16 protein-coding genes are annotated in these 22,027 nt (G+C 48.2%); 3 read left to right on the top strand and 13 right to left on the bottom strand.

All coding sequences use genetic code 11. The annotated features are described in order from the left end of the window. Positions 1-9: 9 nt before the first annotated feature. From tssG to tagH, 13 genes are all read right to left on the bottom strand, one after another. Positions 10-1,155, bottom strand: coding sequence for a type VI secretion system baseplate subunit TssG (tssG, locus tag QWY82_RS15635; protein ID WP_290264237.1), 1,146 nt, complete (start codon positions 1,153-1,155; stop codon positions 10-12). Beyond that, on the bottom strand, positions 1,119-2,948 hold the full coding sequence (gene tssF, locus QWY82_RS15630) for a type VI secretion system baseplate subunit TssF (RefSeq protein ID WP_290264235.1): 1,830 nt from the start codon (positions 2,946-2,948) through the stop codon (positions 1,119-1,121). The genes tssG and tssF overlap by 37 nt, the downstream gene beginning before the upstream one ends. Further along, on the bottom strand, positions 2,948-3,427 hold the full coding sequence (tssE, locus tag QWY82_RS15625; RefSeq protein ID WP_290264233.1) for a type VI secretion system baseplate subunit TssE: 480 nt from the start codon (positions 3,425-3,427) through the stop codon (positions 2,948-2,950). The genes tssF and tssE overlap by 1 nt, the downstream gene beginning before the upstream one ends. A 4-nt stretch (positions 3,428-3,431) precedes the next feature. Continuing rightward, entirely contained in the window at positions 3,432-4,958 is a 1,527-nt protein-coding gene (tssC, locus tag QWY82_RS15620) for a type VI secretion system contractile sheath large subunit (protein ID WP_290264231.1), read from the bottom strand. 66 nt (positions 4,959-5,024) lie between these two features. Beyond that, complete coding sequence (gene tssC, locus QWY82_RS15615) at positions 5,025-6,515, bottom strand: type VI secretion system contractile sheath large subunit (RefSeq protein WP_290264229.1); 1,491 nt, start codon at positions 6,513-6,515, stop codon at positions 5,025-5,027. Positions 6,516-6,518: 3 nt separating this feature from the next. Continuing rightward, positions 6,519-7,034, bottom strand: coding sequence for a type VI secretion system contractile sheath small subunit (gene tssB, locus QWY82_RS15610; RefSeq protein ID WP_290264227.1), 516 nt, complete (start codon positions 7,032-7,034; stop codon positions 6,519-6,521). Positions 7,035-7,073: 39 nt separating this feature from the next. Further along, complete coding sequence (gene tssA, locus QWY82_RS15605; RefSeq protein WP_290264225.1) at positions 7,074-8,312, bottom strand: type VI secretion system protein TssA; 1,239 nt, start codon at positions 8,310-8,312, stop codon at positions 7,074-7,076. A gap of 209 nt (positions 8,313-8,521) precedes the next feature. Beyond that, positions 8,522-9,211 carry a type VI secretion system-associated protein TagF gene (gene tagF, locus QWY82_RS15600; protein ID WP_290264223.1) on the bottom strand — a complete coding sequence of 230 codons (690 nt, stop codon included), beginning with the start codon at positions 9,209-9,211 and terminating at the stop codon, positions 8,522-8,524. A 10-nt stretch (positions 9,212-9,221) separates the two neighbouring features. Further along, positions 9,222-12,752: a type VI secretion system membrane subunit TssM gene (tssM, locus tag QWY82_RS15595; protein WP_290264221.1), complete on the bottom strand. Its 3,531-nt coding sequence runs from the start codon at positions 12,750-12,752 to the stop codon at positions 9,222-9,224. A 62-nt stretch (positions 12,753-12,814) separates the two neighbouring features. Beyond that, positions 12,815-13,639, bottom strand: a complete 825-nt coding sequence (gene icmH / locus QWY82_RS15590) for a type IVB secretion system protein IcmH/DotU (RefSeq protein WP_290264220.1) — start codon at positions 13,637-13,639, stop codon at positions 12,815-12,817. Continuing rightward, positions 13,639-14,976, bottom strand: coding sequence for a type VI secretion system baseplate subunit TssK (gene tssK, locus QWY82_RS15585; protein WP_290264218.1), 1,338 nt, complete (start codon positions 14,974-14,976; stop codon positions 13,639-13,641). Before tssK ends, icmH begins: the two co-directional genes overlap by 1 nt. Positions 14,977-15,019: 43 nt before the next feature. Next, entirely contained in the window at positions 15,020-15,508 is a 489-nt protein-coding gene (gene tssJ, locus QWY82_RS15580) for a type VI secretion system lipoprotein TssJ (RefSeq protein WP_290264215.1), read from the bottom strand. 9 nt (positions 15,509-15,517) lie between these two features. After that, positions 15,518-17,113 (bottom strand): type VI secretion system-associated FHA domain protein TagH, encoded by a 1,596-nt coding sequence (tagH, locus tag QWY82_RS15575; protein ID WP_290264214.1) that lies wholly within the window; start codon positions 17,111-17,113, stop codon positions 15,518-15,520. A gap of 323 nt (positions 17,114-17,436) precedes the next feature. Between tagH and QWY82_RS15570 the strand changes: the two genes are divergently transcribed. Genes QWY82_RS15570 through QWY82_RS15560 form a run of 3 tightly spaced genes read left to right on the top strand, consistent with a single transcriptional unit; the run spans position 17,437 to position 22,021 of the window. Continuing rightward, positions 17,437-20,013, top strand: coding sequence for a bifunctional serine/threonine-protein kinase/formylglycine-generating enzyme family protein (locus QWY82_RS15570; RefSeq protein ID WP_290264212.1), 2,577 nt, complete (start codon positions 17,437-17,439; stop codon positions 20,011-20,013). Positions 20,014-20,039: 26 nt separating this feature from the next. Next, positions 20,040-20,717, top strand: coding sequence for a POTRA domain-containing protein (locus tag QWY82_RS15565; protein WP_290264210.1), 678 nt, complete (start codon positions 20,040-20,042; stop codon positions 20,715-20,717). 14 nt (positions 20,718-20,731) lie between these two features. Next, positions 20,732-22,021: a ShlB/FhaC/HecB family hemolysin secretion/activation protein gene (locus QWY82_RS15560; RefSeq protein WP_290264209.1), complete on the top strand. Its 1,290-nt coding sequence runs from the start codon at positions 20,732-20,734 to the stop codon at positions 22,019-22,021. Positions 22,022-22,027: the final 6 nt, after the last annotated feature.

Genomic DNA, 22,027 nt, shown 5'->3' with positions numbered 1-22,027 from the left:
TGAATATCCTTATTGCGATGTAATGAGTTTTAAACCCTCTTCGGGAGACTCTGTTTCTTGTGATAGGTTGATTTTCATCGACTCAATTTCAACTTCATCTTGAGCGTAGAGGTGGGTATTCCAGCCGAGTGCGGGTTGATAGTCGCATTCGTTGGCAAGGCGTGTGGGCGGAACTTGATTTTGCGCGGTGGTGATGGATATGTCGAACTCTAGATCGATGCCTACGCTAAATCGAATAAACGATCTGAGTGCCTCCAATTTTTTTGTCCCTGGTGCAAGCTCCATAAAGCGTTTGTAGGGAAGGGGGTCGACAACCACGCTAAATTTACTTTGAGCGTGATAGCAGTAACTACCGATAATACTGTTGACGCCTAGCTGGTTGTTAACGCCATCCAAACACTCTTCGCCCGGTAGACGGCATGCAACCTCAGGGTCGAGCGGTTGCCATTGGCCTTTGAATTGTTCGATGTCGACGTTGAGTTGGAAGAGCTGCTTTATCATGCCTTTTAGAACATCGGCTGACATTATATTGCGACCTAAGCCGCCAGAGAAGCCAGCAATAATTTCGTCGTTAAAAGGCAGGCGATATTGAAGCTCTGAGGTGCCAATGCCGGCGAGTGAGTATAAGGCGTCAGTGAATTTATCAATGCCACCTTTATCGGACTGTCTATTTCTTTCGTAATTAACAGGCAGGCGATATTTGTGCCATGCTTGGAAATAGAGGGAGGCGCTGCGGTGGTTGAAAAGATCTAGGAAGTCAGCTAGCGCGGAATTTTTGTCCTTAATTTCCTGCAATACAAGTTCAGAATAACGGTAAGGGAGTACGCCTTGGGCCCCGGTCAGACCGATAAAGCTTAGGTCCATCACCCAGCGTATTTGCTGTTCACCGCTGTCGCTAATTAAGCCGTTTGGCTCGGTCGCGAGTGATAAAATATCGCTACCAGAGAATGCTAATCGGTTATTGCTCTTAAAGCGAATAGACTCTTTACTCGGTTGCGCGAGAATAGCAACCGGAGCGCGTGCATACTGCCCGCTATGATCTTGAGCAGCCGCGGTTTCAAGCAACCTTACCGCTTGAAAAAATTCAAAGCGGTTGGGCTCGCTTTTTAATTGGTCGACTAGAGTAAGGCTTTTTCGCCGGCGCGTGGTGGCCACTTCTTAAACTCCTTATCTTGTCCTGTGTGTGAAACCTTTAAGCGCGTGAATGAGTTTATCGAGCAATAAAGTCCGAAAAAACTCTCCAATACAGTGGCAAACATCACGCTGCTTACGCCCCGTAGCATTTGAGGGTCCAGCTCTAAGTCAATGGCCATTCCACGGCAAAGTGACACCATGCCCTCTACCTGAATAGGTGCTGTCATGGGTGCCGTTCGTACTCGACTTATTGACTCAACAATTTTTCGGCTCGATGCTGAATTTTTGAAGTCATATAGCCTTAGTATCTCCTTAAGCGCCTCGGTAGACCCACCGCCTGAACTTAAGGAAAGGTGGTTTAAATTTAGGTGGGATATTAAGCGCCAATAGGCCCTTTCTCGTTGGTCTGAACGAATAGTTTGGGTTGGTGTTACAACGCAAGATATTTGCTTTGCCGGCGCACTTCCTTCAACCACGGTAAGCAAAGGTTTACCGCCACCAACGGGTAGTCTTTTAGGTAGGTTTCTATTTGTGCAGGTTAGTGCAATATCCAGTGTTAAATCCGACGCGCTGTAAGGCGAGAAACCTAAGTTCACAAGGGTGATATCCATCTCACTGGCAGATTCATTTAGATGTTCCCCTTCTACAACGGGATAGCGTCGATTAAACCAATAGGCAGCATTGGCGTTTGACTGTTTGTGATCAATTCCGTAAAAGCGCTTAAACTCTGTGCTTTGGCCATTGCTGTCAATGGCGGTAACACGGTCCACAGAATATATCTCTAGTGCTTCCGTACGGCGAGCATCCGGAACGATGTGGTAGGCGTATTCGGTTTGAGTAAGAGGAATTGGGTCGGCTGGTTGCTTAAAGAGGTTGATCGCCGGGGTGCAGCCAAGTGCAAACATATCGGCATTAAGTTGGTGCTCTAACTCAGAATCTGATTCTGTTAAATAGATATAAAGCGATAGCTCATCGCCGTAATTATCACCGAGTAATTCGTTAACGCCGCTGAACTCGATAAATTGAAATTTTTCTGGAAAGCAAAAATACTCTGTCAGCAAGCGATAGCCAGTAAAAGAAGTATCTGGGTAGGGAATTAAACTATCTGTGCTGTCAAACCCAACTGGCTTTATCATAGACGTCGTACAGAATATGGGTTTTGGATCCATCTCACTCTTTGCTATCACCACTCTTAGTGCTTTGGTGAAAATTAAGTCATATAGTGGGTGGATGTGTTGTGGTAGCCCCTTCAGAAAAAAACGTATTTTATCGGGTGCCAGCTCTGAAAATGCGATAGAGCTATCATCGGTTTTGAGCGTGATTTTAATGACCGCGCCGGCACCGGATATATCGTTTGAGCCGGGTGCGATAAATGGTCGAGACATCAAGCTTGCGCTCGTGACAGAAAAGGGTGATACGTCAACAGGATAGCAGGTGGTGAATTTACAGCTGTTGCCCTGAAAACTATCGGATTCAAGCAAAAAATCTCTATCAATTCTCACAATCTCATCTAACTGAGGTTCAGCTTCAAATTGAACGATACAGGCTGAAGGGAAGGGTCGAAGGTAGTGAGGGTAGAGGGTGTCTAGCATGGCATCCGTTAGCTCAGGAAAATCATCGTTGAGCTTCTGTTGCACTCTTGCGTTCAGGTAGGCAAAGCCAGACAGGAGTTTGCCCACGAGTGGGTCGTCAACTGTATCACTTGAAAGCTGAAGTCTGGACGCCGTTGACGGATATTTCTTGGCGAACTCACCAGACGTTTGGTTAATGAAGGCTAGTTCTCTTTCGTATTGAAGAAGCAGTTCGTCGCTCATTACATTATCTCTGATACATCGACGGATTGAGTTACCAGGTCGAGAGCTGAATCAAAAATGATTAACTCAGGTGCAGGGTTTGTGTGCAAAATGGCCTCAACCCTGAATTTTACGCAGGGGTTTTCTGGGTCGATTTTATGGTTTGACTGAACTTTTACAGATTTAATTCTTGGTTCGAAGGCCAGTATAGTTTTCTCTATATCGCGACAAAATTTTAAGCGATGTTCCTGCGCGGATAGATTGATAGTCGATATATCGGGCAAGCCAAAATTTATAACAGCTGTTTCTAGCTCTACGCAGTTTGCAGGGGTTGATATGCAGCGATATCGAGTATTAAAAAGCGTTTCGAGGTCTCTGCGCACGCTCTCTCTGAGCTGTTTCAAAATTTGATGTGGTTGATTGGCGTTTGCCGAGCTTTCTCCACCAAGTAAACGGTCTAATACAGGAGATAGCAGCTTTTTGTCGGTATCTGAGTACACGATGTTATCCTATTGCCCCAAAACCCGCCGACGTTAACGACGTGGTTAATTTTAATTCAGAAACCAATTGATCCACTGTGTAGTGTGTTTTCAGATAAATGATGCTTTGGTATACGCCGGGCTTCCCCGGTTCCTCATTCACCTCAACTCTGGCTTCGCGCAGCGGGTAGCGCGCGAGCATCTCCCAAGATAGGTCATCTCTTCCGGTAGTGTATTGATCGAGCCATTTTTGAATAAATCGCTCGCACTCTTTATCGCGGATGTAGGCGCCAACTTTATCGCGAATCATCACTTTTATATACTGTGCAAATCGAGACGCGCAAAGTACCTGCTGTAACATAGCGCTGATTCTAGCGTTGGCGTTGGCAGAGCTTTTTTCATACTCTCGCGCAGCTTGCAATGAAGGCGTTGAGTTAAAGCAAGCGTAGGGCGTGTCGTAGCTATGACATAGACTGATCAGGCCCAGTTCGCTCAGCTCTCGCTCCTGGAAATCTGTGACAAGTACTTGGGTGATCATTTTTGTACGGCCAGCCTTGGTGTCGGTGGCGTAACTTAAGGATGGAAAGCGAGTAACTAAACCACCGCCAAGGTAATCTCTGGGCACGCCGCGTATATGTGCAAACCAGCCGACCTCTGTAAACTCTCGAATGAGGACAGTGCCGAGGGCGAAGCAACAATTACCCCAAAGGTAGTTGTCGTTGCCTTTACCTGATTCTTCTTTAAATTTTATGCCATTGAGCGCGCTAAACTTAGTGCTATGAGGCTTTCGCAACAGTACTCGAGGCAGTGTGATGCCGACGAAGCGACTATCTTCTTGCTTTCTCAATGCTCGCCAACGTATATATTCTTTTTGGCTAAATACTTCCTGCAAGCGTAGCGGCATACCTAGGGTGTCAAAACTGTCTAGGCCGAAAAGTTCCGGCGCGGCACCGCAGATAAACGGAGCAAATGCTGCGGCCGCAGTTCTGCTAATTCCTTGAAGTGTGTGTACATCGTCATAGGGGTGACTGCTTGAAGACTTATGGCTAATTTCGTAATCGCCGAGCAATACACCGAAAGGCTCGCCACCGGGTGTGCCAAATTCAAGGTTGTACACTAAATGAAACAAGGCGCTTTGATCTATATCTGGTGCCCGCTCTATATCTTTGACTAATTCCTTCCAAGATACATCTAACAGCTTAATTTTGACGTTTTCCGCCAAGCTCGCGCTATCGATTAACTGCCATAATCCCGTCCAGCGTGCTTCCATCGCCTGCAGTGGGGCGGCGTGAATTACCTGGTTGAGCTGGTCGCAGATAAGTTCATCAATCTGGGCAATTTGTTGACACAGGATATGTCGGGCAGTGTGGTTGAGCGTTGGCTTAATCTGGGTGATTGAGCCGAGCCAGATTCTGAATGATTCCGTTAGGCTTGATTCGTTTAGAAATGAATCTAGCGCGCTTGACATGGATGGTGAGTGATTTTGATCCATGGGCTTTTGGGTATTGGAATTAAGTGCCGTGCTCTGTATTGAATCAATAAGCGCAGACACAAGGTCACCTTTAAATGAGATTTTTACCGGGGAACAGCCGGGCCGCCTAGGCGGCCCGGCGACCAGTTAGCTTGGTGTTGGGATGTTTGCAACCATACGCATGGAAGTTGTCAGCTCTTCCATTTGTAACCATGGCTTCAAATACGCAATCGCGCTATATGAACCGGGCTGGCCTGGAATTTCTTTAACTTCAACGCGCGCTTCGGCTAGCGGGTACTTAGCCTTCATCTCCGCACTCGCTTCTGGGTTGGAGTTGGTGTACTGAGCAATCCATTTGTTCAGCCAACGCTCACAGTCAGAGGCCTCCATAAATGAACCGACCTTATCGCGAGCCATTACTTTCAGGTAATGTGCGATACGCGAGGTGGCCATCAGATAGGGCAGGCGTGCAGAAATTGATGCATTCGCGGTTGCATCTGGATTGTCATAAACCTTGGGCTTTTGTGCGGTTTGGGCACCGAAAAATACCGAGTAATCCGTATTTTTGTAGTGGCAAAGTGGTAAAAAGCCTTGGTTAGATAGCTCTGCTTCTCGGCGATCAGTAATGCCGATTTCAGTGGGGCATTTAATATCTGTGTCGCCGTCATCGCTCTTAAATAAATGGGTCGGCAAACCTTCAACCTTACCGCCGCCCTCAGCGCCACGAATCGCTGTACACCAAGAGTTTTCCGCAAACGCCTTAGTTAGCGTTGCGCCCATCACATAAGAGGCGTTCATCCAGCAGTAATCGTCATGGCTCGCAGACTTTGACATGCCCGAGTCGTCTTGGTCGAACTCTTCATAGTTAAATGATTCGACAGGTTTGGTGCTGGCCCCATAAGGAAGGCGTGATAGCACGCGAGGCATTACTAGCGTTACAAAGCGGGAGTCATCGCTGTCGCGGAAGCTGCGCCATTTAATGTATTCTGCTGATTCAAAAATGCCGCCTAAATCGCGTGGTTTTGACAGCTCGGTAAAACTATCGAAACCCATCATTTCTGAGCCCGCGGCAGAGATGAACGGGCAGAAGCCAGCAGCCGCAACATTCGACATTTTAGTCAGCAGCTCGATATCTTCTGGGTGGTTGCTGAACTCGAAATCACCAATCATCGCGCCATAAGGTTCGCCACCTGCGGTGCCGAATTCTTCTTCGTACATTTTCTTGAAGATCTGGCTTTGATCAAACTCAACGGCTTTGTCTAGGTCGCGAAATAGCTCGCGCTTTGACAGGTTCAATACGCGTATTTTAAGCGTTTTACCTGTTTCGCTGTTCATAACTAGGTGGTTAAGGCCGCGCCATGAGCCCTCTAGTTTTTGCAGCTTTTCTTGGTGCAAAATTGCACTGATTTGTTTGGACATTGCGGCGTCAATAGCTTTGACCGCAGAGCTAATAGTGTGAGTTAAGTTCTTATCCCAAGATACAGTTCCCTGCAGAACTTGCTTGGTTAAATTACTGATCAGATCTTGAGCTTCTTCGCGTGAGGTTTGCTTGGTGTGGCCTATGGCTTGCTCTAGCAGGCTAACGGTTGATTCGCTGGCTTCTGCTGCATTGCTATCGACTGCCGCTTCTGTACTCATGGATTATTCTCCCTTCTCAGCGTCGCCAATACCTAGCTCTTTTGAGATATTGGTGACGTTATCTGCGTTTTTAAGTATGTCTTCGAGTACTTTCTCCAGCTCTTCAGAGCGGTCTGCTTTGCTGAGCAAGTCTCTTAATTTATTTCTAGCCTCTAGCAGCTGCTTGAGTGGCTCGATTTGCTCGACGATGGCTTCGGGGCTGAAAGCATCCATGTTTTTAAAGTCGAGATTTACCGCCATTTTGCTGCCGTCACCAGCGAGTGTGTTTTCAACTTGTAACTCAAGCTTTGGATTAACCTTTGCCATAGCGTCGTTGAAGTTGTCGCGGTCAATTTGGACAAACTTGCGCTCTTTCAAAGCTTTTCGGCTTTCCGCATTGTCGCCCGAGTAATCACCCATAACGCCGACTACGAAAGGCAATTCTTTCTTAGCTTCAGCGCCATTGGTTTCTACATCATAAGTGATATGTACACGAGGCTTGCGTACGCGTTTTAGTTTGCTGTGAATGCTTTCGGACATTTGGGATCTCCTTTCCGTAAGAAATAAATTCGTAAAAAATTACCAGCCCATTTTACCTGTTTCAGGTTCCGCTGGCTGTGACGCTGGTACCGCGGGTTTATTTTCAGTGCTGACTGTAGGTTTTGCTTTTGGTGGTGCAACGTAGGTGCTGGTATCGCTACCGTCTAACTTTACACCGGTTAACTGCGAAAATAACCCTCGCGCTGACTCTTCTGGTAATAACTGCATCATGAGCTCGGATACTGTCATTCGGCCCCAGCTGACTAGGCGCTCTAGGCTTGGGCCTATCGGTGTGTGGGGCTCATAGCGCCTAAAGTAGGCGGCAACCTCTTCGAGCCTACGTAGAGCGTCTTCTCTGTCGGCGATAGGCCCTTGAACAACTTTCACGCCAGGAGTTCCAGTGTCCATGTCAGGGGCTCCCTCGGCGCTGTTTTCCTGTTCCGTTGCATTCGATGCGTTAACGAGTGCTTCGTTCTCTTCCAGCTTCTCCTTGTACATGAATCGCGTGGTACGGAGCAATTCCTCTAGGAGATTAGAAATATTTGTGCTCGGCGGTGCAAATTTATCACAGTTCTGACGCAGAGCCGCTTGGGTAGACTTAAAGTAATCTAAACACTCCTCAAGCGTGTCGACAATAGCAACACTATCGTTTACAGATGTGCTTAAAATCGTATCTGTTATGTTTTTTAGTGAATAACCCATAGCGTCGATGCGCTCGGATTTTTCATCTTCGTCGACGATTCGATCAGCATCTCTAGCTTGTTGGTACTGCCAGAAGGAGAAGAGTCCGCCGGCATCTTCGAGCGTAATAGGCATGTTTCTAAGCGGGGCCAGTAGGGTGCCATCGCCGCCATCGCCGTTTAGCCCGGTTAAAGGCGCAACTTTTGTTTCCATGCCATCTTCATCGGGCTGAGGGTAGAGGCCATCCCAGTACTCTGTTACTAAGTGCTTAATCAGTGCTAAGCCATCCCGTAAGCCAGCGAGACCGTGCAATCTAATTAACGCCTCTGTATACCAAGCGCTGACTTCTAGGTCTTTACTGATGTTGGCTAAAATGTCGGGGGCGAGACGGGCCACATCTTTCCATGGCGCCAGTAAGTCTACATTGTCGTCAAATAACGCCGATCTCTCGGCGGCTCGCGCAGCATTGCGGGCGTCTTTAATGGCGTAGAATGCAGAGGTGGGGGATCTATCGGTGCGTAGGTCTGCGCCTTGTGGGCTAGCCTCAGAAATTGGCTTTTGGAGGCTATCTAAGTCAATAACGTGATCTAATGACATCTGTATCGTTTCCCTCGATTTTTCCATCGTCCTTGTCGGAAACCGTTTGCTAAAAGTTAATTTCCGTAAGGTTCGCTAGACTACACCGGTCTCGTATTTTTAAGAAGCCTTTTGGCCGCATTTCGCGACTATAGAACAGAAATTATTCCGTACTTGGCACTTTCGTTCATGTATGAAATTGGATTCGACTCTCCGTTGCCGTTGAGAATCTAGATTGGCCTCCAATCGTTCGTGATCATGGGTAGGTAGCACTCAGGATTGGGTAGATTTGCCGCTGTGAAGATAGTGGGCATTATTTCTTCATTGCCATCGCACATCCACAAGCTAGAGCTTGCGTTGTTGAGGCGCGATAGCGGATAGATAAGCTTTGCGGCACGATTCTCGTCTGAACCCTGATGAGTTTGGCAGAGATTAATACCATGCTGCTCTAAATACATACTTTGGTCTGAGCTTGTTACGTTGTAATGGTTCTTTAGACTGTTCAAATGTTGCCAGAGTGTATCGACATCAATAGTGGTGTGAAGCGCCTCCACTAATAAGTCAGTTGCTTCATCGAGGATATGACCTTGGTTAAGTAGGGTGTCAAAGGGGTCAGCGCGATCGCTCAGCTTAATGACCACGGTAATGGGGAAGTAGCGCCCTACGGAATCTACGCTGGGTACAAGTAGGCCAACCCAGGCATTACTATCGACGCAACCCTGGCCCAGTCCAAACCGCCAAACCGGGCTGGTGAGAAAATAGTCTAGCCATTGCTCACCGGCGCTATCTTGGCTGCTTGCCAAGCAGCGTTGTAACCACTCGTCCCATACGGATACAAATGCCCGCGGCAAGTTTCTTTCTACAAAGTCGCCATGGGCAGGCAGCTTTCCAAAAATGCCTATTTCATAGGTGTTGTTCATACTTGGCTAGCTACAGGTACTGTGGACAGTTGTAATTTAACAGCAAGCTGCGATCGAATGGATTGACTCCGGTATTGGCAATCAACTTGAATTCAGCTTTGCGGCCATTTTCTTTAAAGACAATGTTTTTAATGCTGTCGTTAGACGTCGATTCAATGGTGGATGCATCTAGCAATCTAAACCAAGCCCAGTCACCTTCGTAGTGCTTTCTATGTACCGTTTCATTTAAGTCTTCAAAAATAATTCGCACCCGCATGGCTTCGCCGCCAACCCAATTCATGTTTTTTAACGTTCGCGGGCCATGTGAGTAGTTTACTCTGTTATCGCCAAGCTCCAAAGCGAACAGGCGCACGCCAGAGTCTAGCTTGGTGGGTTCAATTTTGAATTTAATGCTGGCCGATGAGGTGCCTGCAAAAAATGCGCGGCGGATATCGTCAGCGCGTCGGAATTGGCGCAGGCTTGCTTGGTTAAATGCAACGCTGTTGCCTTCCAATGATCGTACTTGCCAGCGGCGCGTATCTATAAACGGGGCGAGATAACTAGCTACAAAGCTTTGCTCCGTGCCGCCAGGTTTGAAGTAGCGATTAAATTCTCCCACGGGAGTTTCATAATCGTTAGCTGATTCCATGGGGTAGCGATTGCTAAAGTTGTTGATATAGCTCGCGTACACCTGATCTTTCCACGCTTGATCAATGTGCAGCTTGGTCTTTCTGAGCACGAGTGACCAGGTGGCATCAGCTAGATCATTTAGCCATTCATTTATTGGCGTGGGTGCACTTTGCGCTTTTACTCTTACCTGCTTTATTGGCCCGGCACCGCCGGTATCAAAACGCTGCTTAGCAATATTAAAAGCAGCCTCATTACTATCCGGCGCATTGTCAATTTCGATGAGCATTTCTTTTAGTGCTTGGATAGAGGCGAGGTATTCTTGAATTTGTGCAGGCCGGTTATTTGAAGACTGCACTAAGTGCTGAATGTCCTGAAATTGGCTGTCAACTGGCGTTGGTTGGACTTGGCTACCTAAGGCGTTTACCGCGCTCATTCCGAGTGACGCCGTACGGCCGCCAGCGCTTGTTAGGGCTGAAGGCGCACCATCCAAGGAGACTTCTATTTTTGGCGTTAGCGCTGTGTTTTCGGCCGTCAGTTGCACCAATGCCAGTAGCGGAGAGGAAATGGGGTCTGACAGTTGTTCAAGTTGTGCAATGCCAGCTGACGTTGAGCTCATAGGTGCAAGATGTACCGAGTTAATCAAATCCTTCCATTGTTTGGCGTAAGCGGCCATGTAGAGCTTTTTAACATTCTCGGCAATTTGTTTTCTGTCTGCGTCACTAAAGTTTTCGCTGTCGCTATCTTGGCCGTAAATCCATCTATCTTCAGCGAGCTTATTTAATAGGTCCGAGTCGGCGCCAAAGTCAATGTCTTTGTAACCTTGCTTGGTATAAAGAAGTGGTATTTGGCTCGCTTCTGACTCATAACTTAAACCAATATCTTGTGCGTTAGCTGCACCTAAAACATCGACTAAGTTGACTTTTTTCTGGCCAGTTTCACTGGCCTTTAGTTGATTGAATAGTCGCTGCGGAACCGGTATGCGGCGTAAGTTTTGTTGGCTGACGTTAATGAGCGATGTGTTTGCAGTCAGACTGTCTGGTTTAGGTTGGGCCAATGTTTGGCTTAGGTGGCTGATTAGATCTTGCTGCAGATCTGCTTTACCGCTGAGTTGTAACTGCCATTTTTCGCCCATGTAGTTGGTCAGTAATTGCGGGTCCATTTTTGCTGAGTCAAATACCGAAAGGTAGGCTTTCAGCGACTTTAGCAGCGCGTCGTCATCGTTGCGATACTGTTGTAAGTCACTCTCAATCGCTCTAACCATTAAGGGATAAAAAACGTTGTTCAGCTTCTTGTTGTATAGCTGGTCGGCCGCTTGGTCAATCGATTCATCATAGAGCCCGAGGTTACTAAGCCAGGGGTGGTCATCCTTGTTGTAAACGGTACTGGCCGATTTTAATGCGTTAAAAGCTTTGGCTAGTTGATCGAGGTTGAGTGGCTCGGTATTGATCGTGGCTTCGAGCGCTTGATAATCCTTTATGTGATTCTGTACTTCGCCAATTGAGAGCTTACTGTTGGCGAGGCTGCCAAACCACAAGAACAAGGTTGCGCAGGTGCATAGAGCAAGAGTTACAAATGCCGCGCGTCGGCCCCAGATCAAGGTGTTTTCGAACTTCCGGTTTACGCCGACAAGCTCTGACTCTGGAAAAATAATATCGTTTAGAAGGCGCTGTAAAAAGAAGCTTTTACCAGTATTTGTTTGCGCTTTGCCCATGTCCCGCTCGAGGCCAAAGTCGGCGCTAACGGATGCCATCATGCGATCGATAGGGCTGCCTTCTTGGGTCGCACTGGTGAAATACACGCCTCTTAGTAATGGCGGTGTATCGTAGCGGTTTTCGCTAAATGTTTGTTTGATGAAATCACTTAATACTTCTGACAAGGCTTCCATACGTGCGGGAAAACCGTGTAACGCCGAGCGCCTGTCTATATTTCGCTCTTGATGTACACGCCAGAGTAATCTGTGGTTTAGCCGGTCTATCAGGTTGTCAAACTCTTGAGGGTAATTATCAATGTCTTCTCTTAAACCCTTGTCTTGGTCGAAATGAAAGCTAGTGCCCCAAACTTGTTCGCGTTCCGCTTGCGATAGATTGGCAAAGAACTCGGAAAACCCAGCTACTAAGTCGCATTTAGTGAAGGTCAGGTAGATGGGGAATCGAATACCCAGTTCTTGTTGCAGTTCGTTAATTCTCGTCCGCAGTGTTTTTGCCTGGTGCGCCCGTTGCTCGGCGGTTTGCACCATAAGGTCCTGCAGGCTGATAGCAAGTATGGCACCATTAATTGGGCGCCTTCTGCGGTGCTTCCTGAGTAGACTTATGAAAGAGTGCCAGGCCGAGTTGTCGATAGTGCGATGGCTGTCTTGTGTTGTATAGCGCCCGGCCGTGTCTATCAAAACGGCATCGTTGGTAAACCACCAATCACAATTCCTAGTGCCGCCAACACCGCCAAGGGAATATTGTTCTCGCGCATTAGACAGTGGAAACTCTAACCCAGAATTGAGTAGGGCCGTGGTTTTCCCTGCGCCAGGTGGGCCTATGATGATATACCAAGGCAGTTGATATAATGATTTTGTGCTGCCGCCGCGCTTAAAGCGCGCTTTTTTCAGTGTTTCAAGAGCCTCTTTAAAACGCGCTGCTATTGCATCTAGCTCGTCTTTACTGCGTTCTTCGTCTGGCGATATTGATTCGCTTTCTTGTTGTAGCGATTCCACCAAGGCGTTGTTTTGTTTGCGCTCCACAAGCCAGCTACTGATATTCCAAACAAGCCAGATTAGCCATATTGCCGAAATGAAAATGGCTCTCGTGCCGTAGGCAATCGTATGATTGTCCGCACCAAATTTAATGTAGTCGGCGCCGTACCAAATTAAGATTGATACAGCAATTAAACCGATTATTCCCAAAGTCCATTTATGGGTAAAAAAAGCTGCCAGACGATTCACGGCATTCTCCCTAGGTACGTATTTTTACGCGAGTATTAAAATGTGGATAAGTTGCACTCGGCCTATTTGCTTTCTGCTTGCTCGAGAATTTGATTCGCAATGGGTGCAGTTGTATCCGCGAGCCACCAGCGCATTGTGCTGTAGCTCAGTAATAGAACTGTGGCGAAGCAGGCAGCTACAACCCATGTGGGAAAGTAATCCATGCGCCGCTTGGGCCGGATAGCGTCACTTTGCCAATGTGGCGATAGGTCTTGTTCCGGATTTGGCCTGATTCTTTCGATGGTTTTGTAGAGGTTGTCTCTTATAATTTCTAGCTGTTCGTGTCCTCGTGCTTCGAGGCGGTATTTGCCTTCGAAGCCAAGGCTCAGGCAGAGATAGAAGAGCTCTAACAGGTCGGCGTGTTTACCGGGTGTTTCCAGCAACTTCTGCAGAATGGTGAAGCTTTTTTCACCACCAGAGGTTTCGTGATGAAATAGGCTTAACAACGAGTGTTGACTCCAGCCGCTAGCGGCGCCCCAGGGCGTATTAAGCACTATCTCGTCGACCACGGTGCAAAGTAAATAGCGCGCGGTCACCACAGAGTCCTCTGGAATATGTGCGGCTCGTGATTTTTGTTCAAAGCTGCGTATTTCTTCGGTCAGCTTTCTATGCAGTTCTGGCGCTTTGTCGTGACTCAGCGTAACGCGCAGCTTTATCGCCAACGTTAGCAGCGTAATGGCGCTGTTAACTAAGGGGTTTAACCCTTTGCGCAGCGATATTTTATCGGTGATCGGTGCCGCTGCATAAGCGCGTGCGGGGCTGGGTGCTGGCGCGTTTCCGCGTCTAGCCCCAGGCGTTGGGATCATAATGGTTCTATCGCCATTGGATGGGGGATGAGAATTGTTCATTATTGGTTCCTAATGGCCCACAGTTCCATAATTAACCCAGGGAAGTTCGCACCTAAGTGAACAGCGAAACCGCCAGATTGTTGCATGTGTTTCCACTGTGCGCTGGATCTGTCTAACTCAAAGTAGATAAATCCTGCGTGGTAAGGTATTTGCCTTGGCGCAACAGGTAAGGCGCGAATTTGTATGCCTGGAAGCTGGGTTGTTATCAGTTCGCGTATCGTTTCAACTGGCGCTAGTTTTGCCTGGCTGGGAAACCTAGAGCGCAGCAGTTCAGTTTGAACATCGGCTTTTACCGCCAATACAAATGTACTGCTGGACACCATGCTGTGATCAGTGATCGGAGCAACATGAATCCCATATTTTCGTTCGACCAGTGACAGGGAAACGGCAGATTGTTCAAGCACCGTGCTAAGCGATTGCCGCAGGGCATTGAATAGATCTGCGTAAGTGTTTCGTAGGTTGTCGTGTTGATAGGCGTTAAGCTGGGGTGCTCGCTTGGAGGCGGCGGTAAAGGTGGCGAGCTCGCCGGCAAGTTGAATCAATTCACTGTATAGCGTAAACGGGTGTAGTTGATCTTGGTGTGCATACTGTTGCAGCAAAGGTTGTACCCGATTAATCACCTGTAGCAATAAATAGTCGGCTATTTCGGCGGACCCGGCTCGGCCACTGTCGGCCAATCTATGCCCTAATGCGTCGCCGCGTTGCTTGAGTAAACCGATAACTTCTTCCAAGTAGGCTTTTATGCCAGATGATGCTTTGCAAAGCATCATCGGTGGAATGAACTCGCGGTCTAATTTAATTGGTTTATCAGCCATGCGTTCGATGACCCGAGCGATACCGATTGCCGCATAGCCACTTAAATCATCGGAGCCTAATTTCAAGCAGACGCGCAATTTGCCAATCTGTATGCGCGCAGGTTCACTGGATTGCGATGTGCTATTGCGAATGTCGTAGTTGAATGTTTGGTAGCGCGCCTGAGGTAAATCTTCCTCATTTCTGATGGAGTCTTGGTTACCTGGTCGTTTTAGTGGGACACATAAATAGATGATTTGGTTTTGTGTGTTTTCAGGTATTTCAAGAATCTCAGGCGTCAGTTCAATATCGGGCGCGCAATAAGGCGTGCCATCTGGAAAGACCGCCTTAACTTCGGTAATGGAAATCTTACCAAGATCGAGTGGTTCCGAGTCTATCGCTAGGCTTTGAATGCCCCAGCTATAAGCGCTCGACCCGCCAAGGCGGCCGTCGATGTATCGCTCCCAGTATCGATCTTGCTGTTGAAAGTGTTGCGGTCTTAAGAACATTCCCTCAGACCAAACCACCTTGTTCATTGCTGACATATATTTCCCTTCCAGCCAGTGTATCTATTGGGTTATTAGTGCATTAAGGCTTTTGCTTAGAGGCATCTATTTCAGCGCCTTTTATTTCCAAATAGATATCATTTGTTTTGTGATCAATGATTTCCACCAGCGCAATGGCTTCGGCGTCCTGGTATTGCACGAACTCCGCAAGGATGCCCAAGTATTTGACCTCTGGGGTTAGAGAAATTTTTTCTATGCGTGTTTCGCCCGGGGCAAGTTCCTTCAGGATAATCGTGTCGATAAGGTCTTTACCTAGGCGGTTATCTGCATCTTCGTAAAGATTTAAGAAGTCTTCTCGGCCGAATTGGCGAGCGTCAGCTAGCTTAAAAATTCGAATGACTAAAGGAGATGAGCGATTATCCTGATCTGGATTGATTTTCCCGGCTGCATGCAAGTGTAAGTTTGCCGTGGTATCAAAATTCAGCGTGCGTCGGGTTGTTTGGCAGCCCAGGATAACGGCTGCAGAAAGTAGCAAAAAGGCAGTTAATTTAAGCTTTGAAAAAATCATCATTTCCTCTGATTACGGTTTTCGAGATCTGTTTGCCATAGCGCGGGCATTTTTTAGGTCAGCAAGTTGCTTTTCGTAGGCGATAGCAAACTCTTCACCGAATAAATCATCGTATGTGCGCTCGCTATCGCGGGTGAGGGATTGGTAGTACTCGCTGTAAGCAATCCAGTTTTTTGCTTGTTTACTACTTAAAAGGCCACCTGATTGTGCAAACCTAGCTTCCATCGCTTTCGGTGAAAAATGTTTAAACATGGCTTGGTAAGCTGCTCTCATGCCGGCCAATACAGCGACTTGATGGTCTGACAGGTCATCGAAGCTATCTTGTACGGCTTCTATTGGCCCCATAAAGGCTGTGCCTTGGCCGCTAAACATGGTGCGTATAGCGTCGTTAGCGGTTGCGGAAAACTTCAGAGGGTTATTGTCGACCGACTGTATCATGGTGCGCTGTACGCGCAGCTCATTTTTAATGCTGTTACGCGCGCGTAATAAATCGATCAACCGGGCGATAGTTTCTTTCACAACGCCCATTGAGGTGCTGAGTGCTTTGCTTTGCTGAGCGGCTGGGAGCTCTTGTAGGCCCAGCTCTTCAATTAGGCCTTTAGGCGGTGGAGTTTGTACGGTGCTTGGTGCCTGCGGTTCTGGATTAGACCTCGGGCGCGGCTGTTGCACAGGAATTGGGTTGTTGGGCGCTGCTGTATTGGGCGCCGTAGACCCATGTAATAACTCTGCTGAGGCCGCAAAAGGATTTGGCTCTGCTGCCGCCGAATGCTCTTGTGGTGCTGGGTTAACGGGCGCAGGTGGGATTGCCGGTGTGCGGTTAACGATGGGCGCTATGCTAGGTGCGCCAAATTCGTTAGAGGGCGCTGGGATCGTTGACTTCGCCTTTGGCGTTGAAATGTTGTGGCTAAGAGGCTCTGCATGATCATCCGTTGTGCCTTCTTTCCACCAGTCGTCTTCCCACTTTGGTGCCGATTGAGAGACAGAGGGCGTTCCGAACTGTGCTAAGGGATCAATATGAGGCTGGGGTGCTTGATTAAAGTAGTCAAGCGGGTCAGCTGGGGTGTCGGGCTTGGTTAGGGGTGAGCTGGCGTTGTCGTGGTTGTATCCCCATTCATCGCTGCTAGGCGCTGGGCTAGGGCCTTTGCCGTCCAGCCAGCTGTCAAACTGTTGAGCATTTTTTTGCGCTTCAAGCTGAGGTTCCATGCCTGCGCTAAAGGTCGTCTTGTCTGATGCATCAAGAAAATCCACCGCCCCGAGACCCGTTGGTAACTTAGTGCTCTCTTTCACGGCGCGCAAATTAGCGCGTAACTTATAGTCACCTAAGGTAAAAATATCGCCATCTTTAAGGGCATGAGGCTTGTCTGCCCCCAGTGCTTGCTCGCTTTCGTTGACGAACAGGCCGTTGGTACTCACGTCTAGCAGTAGGTAGCTAGATGCGTCGAATTTAATTTGGCAGTGCTGTGAGGAAACCACGCGGCTAGGATCGGGAAGCACCCATTGGTTGCTTTCGGCTCGCCCGAGCGTACCGCCTTTTTGGGAAAAGACCTTGGTGTGGTTTAGCATGTTGGTGCTGGCGGGTTCAGCAATTACCGTCAGTATTAAATCCATTTTTATACCGTTTTACTCGTTCAGAATTTTCGGGTGAGTAGTTCGAGTCGGCGAATTCTAACGCAGCTACTCGTTCTTTAGTAGTTGGTTGTTTCACGCTTTGAGAAAAAACGCGCTAATTGGATTGAATTAGACATGATTTGGTACATCCGTATTTATTGAAGAAAATTTACTAATACTTTCTTGGGGGTTGCCCTCGATTTCAAGTAACATATTTTTTTCGAAAAAACCTTTGGCTTACCGGGTACGAGTGTACCTAGTGCGCTTTGTCGAGTGATGCTGGTCACGCCCTGGATGGGCTCGCTGTTATGCGTGAGTAAAATATGGATATTGAAGATAAAACCCGCGTTGTTCCTAGTCTTGCGGCCAAGCGCAAAGGCGATAAGCCGACCCAAGTCGAGGCGCACGCAGCCAATATGCCACCGAGGGTGCCCCTCAGCACGGCTATGTCTGGTGTAGATTCGACTGTGTTCGTCGGGGTGCCTGCATCTCGTCAAGCCTCCGCTTCCAAGCAGCATTCCGCTGCCTCTATTACATCTCTCGATAAAACTGTATTCGCATCCCCTGGTGGTGCGGCAGTGGAGGTTGCGCCACCCAGTAGCAAAACGCTAATTAAAGATCGCTTTGAATTGGTTAGTTTGCTGGGTGTGGGTGGCATGGGGGCAGTATATCGCGCTTTGGATAGGCGTAAGGTGGAGGCCAGCGACAGCGACCCTTATTTGGCTGTGAAATTGTTGAATGACGATTTTAAGCAGCACCCAGACGCGTTTATCTCGCTTCAGCGCGAATCTAGAAAATCTCAGAGCTTAGCGCACCCAAATATCGTGACGGTTTACGACTTCGACCGCGACGGCGATATGGTTTTCATGACCATGGAGTTCTTAGAGGGCGCGCCACTCGATAAAATAATTCGCCGAAATGCTGGGCAGGGGTTAGATCCAGAAACGGCGCATAAAATCTTAAGAGATGTAACCGCGGCGCTAATGCATGCGCATTCACAACGGATTGTGCATTCAGACTTTAAGCCGGGAAATATTTTCGTAACTAAATCGAAAGGTTCTAAAGTATTTGATTTTGGCATTGCTCGCGCCGTCTCTGGCGGCATGACGGATGCCGTAGGCGAAAAAACCTTGTTTGATGCAGGCACGCTAGGCGCTTTAACACCGGCCTATGCCAGTCTGGAAATGCTTAAGGGTGAGGAGCCTTGCCAGAGTGACGATGTCTATGCCTTAGGTTGTGTGGCCTATGAATTGTTCACCGGCCGCCATCCGTTTAACAAGACGCCTGCAGATAAAGCGCAGCAGCAGAAAATGCGGCCGCGGAAAATTCGTCAGCTATCAAGGCGCCAGTGGAAGGCGTTGGAGCGTGCCTTAGAGTTTTCTCGGGAAAGGCGCACGGTTGATGCGGCCGCATTTCAGCGCGAATTTTTTGGTGGTCAAAGAACTTTGCTGCTCGGCGCCGCGGTGCTTGTGGTGTCTTTATCGGCTTTGGCTGCAGCTTTCATTGTGCAATATCGAGAGCAAGCGGCTGTGGACGCGGTATATAAAGCGGAGCTTGAGCAAAAGCTTCAATCTGAGCTGTTACAGTCCCGGATAGCGGATAAAAAGCAGTCTATAGCCCGGCTTCTATCTATGGCGAGCCTAAGCGTGGATTGGGAGCGGGATTTACGTTTAGAGCTAACTGAATATCAAGGCTTAGCACCCGCTGATACTGATTTTACGTCGCAGGTTAGTGTTGATGTCGCTAAGTTATTTCTTGCGTCGGCAAGAGAGTACATTGCTGCCGCCGAACTCAGTAATGGCGAGCGCGCGCTGGCTAGATCAGAAGCGTGGCAGCAAGGTGGTGACGATTACGAGGCGATAAAGCAACAGTTACTCACCGAGAAAGCAGATTTAGAGAAGCGTATTGCTCAGGAAGAACATGCCGAGAAGGTTCGTTTAGCCGCGCTTGAGCAAGCCGAGCGACGCGCTGAAAAATTAGCACAAGAAAAAGAGCATGCAAAAAAAATTGACCTTGTCGTTAGCAAGATTGAGCGTCAATTACGCTGCGGCTTTAGTATGGATATTGGCGTTGGGTTAAGCGCCTCTTTAGCCGAATTGAAGGCTTTAGATAATAAAAAGTCATTGCAGATTCGGCCGATTGTGGCCAAGGAAATAGAAACCTGTTTGAAAACGCTCGTGCTGGAAAATCCCTCCAGGGCGCAACCCTTAGTCGATGCCGCCAAATCACTACTGCCCGCTCAGGCGACCATTGCAAAATTTAAAGTCGATTATTGCGGTCATTTAGAGGCTGGCTCTGGTGGTAAGGGTGCTCGTTATTCTTGCTCGGATCGCTTGCTTAATGGGCTGGATGGTCCAGCGTTGGTTCGCGTCAATGGCGAGGCTAGAGCGCAGATTGCCATAGGTCGTTTTGAGGTTTCGGGTAAAGAGTTTTCCTTGTTTTGTCAGGCCAGTAAGTCTTGCGGTAGCTGGGTTTCATCGGGTGAGAATCTTCCTGCCGTGGGTATGTCGGTTGAGCTGGTGCAGCAATATTTAGCTTGGTTGTCTCAGCAGTCTGGGTATCAATATCGGTTGCCTACCTATCGTGAATGGTTCGGTGCAGCCAGTGCCAATGGCGAGCGCGAACAGCCAGATAGAAATTGCTACTTAAAATATGGCGGGATAGAAAAGGGTGGTGACTTTATTGCCACGGAGCTGGGCAAGGCTAACCAGTTTGGTTTGGTGAATCATGTCGGTAATGCGAGTGAGATAGTTATTGGCGATGGCGGCGAGCTATTGGAGGTGGGAGGTCATCACTCAGATACCATGAGTGCCTGTCTCGCAACGACAAAACGGCTTTACAGCGAAACATCACGGCAGCTGGTTGGTTTTCGTGTGGTTAGGGATGCAGCACTGAAGTAGTGCATAGGCAAAGAAATAATTTATAGATGGATATTATGGAAAATATGAAATCGAGTTTGAAGCCGCTTTTCAATGCGATGACTTCAGTGCTATTCATTGGCTGTGTTAGTGCTCCCTGTGTTGTGTTAGCCCAGGCTTCCGACGGGGAGTCTAGTTTTCGGAGCTCAGTTAGATCGGCATTCGAAAATGATGTAACACCAATAGCGGAGCAGGATGTAACAAAAGAGTTTTTGTTGCGTACTATCGAAACTAATGATCCTCAATTGAATACAGATATTCCCGTGCAAAGTATGCGCGAGGAAGGCCCGCGCATTTCCGTCAAGAAATTTGTTTATGTTCGATTGGAAGAGTTTCCAGAATTGGGTATAACAAAAGCAGACATTGAGGCAATGACTGAGAAGTTACGCCGTGAATACATGAAGGAAGATCAGGAGCTCGCTCACGGTTTTACTCAGGATAATTTGGTGGAGCTGGCCGCCTACCTCAATGAGATTGGGGCGCGGGAAATGCCCGAGCAAGTAACACCAAAGAACTTGCAACGATTGGTGAATATCGTTAAGCAGCAAAATGCCGATAGAGGTATGAGCTATGCGGATATCGAAGAAATTGCTGCAGAAGTGACAGCTTATTATCGACGTAAAGGTTTGTTTTTGGCGCAGGTGCAAATTCCCGCTCAGGAAGTTGAGGGGGGGTGGTTGCGCTGACGGTGCAGGAGGGCGTGTTAGGCAAAGTTGTCGCCCATGACCAAAAAAACTACAGCCAAAGTAGATTGGCTGCGCCCTTTGAAGACAACATTGGCGAACTGGTTGATCATGTCAGCGTAGAGGAAGGGCTTTACCTTCTTAATGACCTTCCGGGGTTGGGTGTTACCGGTTATTTTACCCCCGGCGATAACCCCGGTGAAACAGCTTTGAACCTTAAAGTGCGTGAGGAGCGGCGTTGGAAGTTAGCGTTGCGTGCGGATAATCATGGCTCTACCTTCACTGGTGACAAGCGAACCTATGCGCTTTTCGATGCTTTGAATCCCCTAGGTTACGGTGACACCCTAACGCTCGGCTTCTTGAAATCACATACTCCAGGTAACTCTAACCTCGGTCAGATTCGATATAGCTTTCCAGCTCTTAGTCCTCGTACACGTTTCGAGTTTTCAGCCGACTATAACCAATTCAAACTTACCGATGACGGTGAGGACATTATCAATAGGTTGGAGTTAACCGGGGTCAATAAAACCTATGCCGCGAGTGTTGATCATAAATGGCGGCGCTCGCGAGACTTCAACCTATCCAGCGGCTTCAGTCTAACGGATAAAGAGACCGATATGGATTCTGTGGTTGAAACCTATCGTGGTGGCGATCATGTGCGTGGTGCAGAGCTCGGGTTCTATGTCGATGCACTGGGAACGAGTACGCAAATGTTAAATATCGCCAATGTCAAGCTTCAGTATGGGCAGCATCAGAATGAGGTTGCCGAAGGTCGTGGGGATGATTTCTACAAGTTTGCTCTCGATACCAATAGTTTGTTTTTTGTGCCCCTTCCGTTTACCGATTTGAGTTCGCGCTTGGTGTTGAAATCGCGCTGGCAGTATAGCGATAGCTTGTTGCCAGCGTTTGAACAGTTGTCTTTAGGCGGTGCAAACGGCGTTAGAGCGTATAGCGTACGCGATTACTCCGCCGATCAGGCAGCCCTAATCAGCGGCGAGTGGTATTTCAATTTTCCTGCAGCGCTGAATCCCACAATCGCGACGGGAACCCGTCTTAATGATGTCTTGCAATTTGGTCTGTTAGCGGATGCGGGTTACGGCAGCGTTGTTAACTTCAATGAAGATCAATCAAACTCTTGGGCTCGGCTGGCAGGCGCCGGTGTGATCATGAAGTTTAGTTGGGAAGAAGTTTTTGCAGCTCAGTTTTCTGTTTCTCACCCTTTGATGTCTGAGTCTTCAATCGAAGGATTGGGTGATGACGCTAACTCCGCACAAGTTTTTGCGGATTTTACATTTTTCTTCAAATAGATTCGA

Origin of the sequence: Simiduia curdlanivorans (assembly GCF_030409605.1) — a bacterium.
GTDB classification, from domain to species: Bacteria; Pseudomonadota; Gammaproteobacteria; order Pseudomonadales; family Cellvibrionaceae; genus Simiduia; species Simiduia curdlanivorans.
The sequence above is the reverse complement of the archived record's forward strand: the minus strand, read 5'-3'. Positions and strand labels throughout refer to the sequence as shown.